Here is a 1,836-nt window from a genome sequence, read left to right on the forward strand (position 1 = left end):
GCGGCAGGCCGAGCGCGCCAGCGCGGGCGGCAGACTGCGGCGTGCCGCCAATGGCGATCCAGACCGGTAGCCTGTCCTGGAAGGGCCGGGGATAAACGCCGCGATCGTTGATCGGCGCACGCAGATTGCCCGACCAGGTGACCTTCACGCTGTCGCGGATGGCAAGCAGCAGATCCAGTTTTTCGGCGAACAGCTCGTCATAATCCTCGAGGTTGAAACCGAACAGCGGGAAGGATTCGATGAACGAGCCGCGCCCGGCCATGATCTCGGCGCGGCCGCCCGACAGAAGATCGAGCGTGGCAAATTGCTGGAAAACGCGCACCGGGTCATCGGAAGACAGAACGGTGACCGCGCTGGTCAGCTTGATGCGCTTCGAACGCTCGGCCGCCGCGGCCAGGGCCACGACTGGTGCGGAGGCGGCATAGTCGGGCCGGTGATGCTCGCCGAGGCCGAAGACGTCGAGGCCGACCTGGTCGGCCAGCTCGATCTCCTCGATCAGGTTGCGCAGCCGCTCATGCGGGCCGATGGCACCGGGGCCCGGCTGCGGGCTGACGTCGGCGAATGTGTAGAGACCGAGTTCCATTTGATGTCATCCTGGTGTTGGGTTTTCGGGTTAGACGTAGCGACGCCTCAGCCGCGCCGCCAGTGGGGCGGACGGTGAACAGTGCATGTCGGTTTCGGCTCTATCTCTTCGTCGCCATTCCGGACGGAAAACCGCTTCACACTTTTCCTGGAATTGCTCCAAAGGCGTCTCCCGAGTGCAACAGCCGACAATTTCATGGCTGCCATGCCGTTTTGGCGCTTGAACTCTCGGTTTTCGCGCGTATGTAAGCGTCGCGAATTGACTTCAGGGAAGTGGACTTGGCTATCTACAGGGAAAAAGACGTTTTCGAGCGGCGCAATGCCGCAAACGAGGCAAAGAAGGCGCTCCTCGAGCGCTTCAAGGCAAAGCCGGCGGCGGATGATCCCGCAGTGCTGGCGCGGCAGGCTGAACGCAAGGCTATCCTTGCGGCCCGCGAAATCCGCGAGGCCGAAAAGGCCCGGCTGAAGCAGGAGAAGCTGGCACGCGAAGCGGTCGAGAAGGCCGAGCGCGAGGCAGCAGCCGAAGCGGCACGTATCGCCGCCGAGGAAGCTGCACAGGCTGAGGCCAAGATTCGGGAATCCGAAGAGAACGAGCGCATCGCCCGTCTTCTGGCCGACGAAGCCGAACGCAAGGCCAAGCGCGACGCGCGTTATGCGGCACGCAAGCAGCGTACCGGCAGGACGCCTCCGGGCTTCTCCGCCCGCTAGCTCTCGGCTACGGAGCAATCTGCTTCGAGAATCAGGGTCGCCTCGCAGCGGCCCTGAACGTGTTTGTCCCATGCATGTCGCCCTGGTCCCGGCTCTGGGAGGACGACATGCGCAAACCAAGAGACCTAAGCGTTACCGTCAGGCGGCGAACTTCAGCCCCATGATGCCGCAGACGATGAGCGCGATGCAGGCCAGCCTGATCGCGGTGGCCGGTTCGCCGAGCAGCCAGATGCCGAGCAGTGCCGTACCGACGGTGCCGATGCCGGTCCACACCGCATAGGCGGTGCCGACGGGCAGCGCCTTCAGCGCCAGGCCGAGCAGAGTGAGGCTGACGACCATCGAGGCAACGGTCAGCACGGTCGGCACCAGCTTCGAGAAGCCATCGGTGTATTTGAGGCCGATTGCCCAGCCGATCTCGAACAAGCCAGCGAAAAAGAGAAGAATCCACGACATCGACAACGCTCCATCAGAGCATCGGACCGAAAAGTGACTTCGGCGTCCGACGATCAGTCAAACAATGGCGGGTCGTCCCGTCCGGATTTGGGG

The 1,836-nt window shown here is 63.5% G+C and carries 3 protein-coding genes; 1 reads left to right on the plus strand and 2 read right to left on the minus strand.

Annotation, left to right across the window (positions count from 1 at the left end; translation table 11 throughout):
• Positions 1-583: LLM class flavin-dependent oxidoreductase (locus EN914_RS33990; RefSeq protein ID WP_127389614.1), on the minus strand; the 583-nt coding region annotated here is incomplete at its 3' end.
• A gap of 278 nt (positions 584-861) precedes the next feature.
• Here EN914_RS33990 and EN914_RS33995 point away from each other — a divergent pair.
• Positions 862-1,290 carry a DUF6481 family protein gene (locus EN914_RS33995; protein ID WP_013528462.1) on the plus strand — a complete coding sequence of 143 codons (429 nt, stop codon included), beginning with the start codon at positions 862-864 and terminating at the stop codon, positions 1,288-1,290.
• A 138-nt stretch (positions 1,291-1,428) separates the two neighbouring features.
• Here the strand turns inward: EN914_RS33995 and sugE are convergent, their stop codons facing one another.
• Complete coding sequence (sugE, locus tag EN914_RS34000) at positions 1,429-1,743, minus strand: quaternary ammonium compound efflux SMR transporter SugE (protein WP_013528463.1); 315 nt, start codon at positions 1,741-1,743, stop codon at positions 1,429-1,431.
• Positions 1,744-1,836 lie beyond the last annotated feature (93 nt).

Origin of the sequence: Mesorhizobium sp. M7A.F.Ca.CA.001.08.2.1, from assembly GCF_003998455.1 — a bacterium.
In the GTDB taxonomy this organism is placed as follows: domain Bacteria; phylum Pseudomonadota; class Alphaproteobacteria; order Rhizobiales; family Rhizobiaceae; genus Mesorhizobium; species Mesorhizobium ciceri.

Coding starts and splice junctions, on each gene's coding strand:
- sugE (WP_013528463.1), bottom strand. CDS start 1,743: ATGTCGTGGATTCTTCTCTTTTTCGCTGGCTTGTTCGAGATCGGCTGG.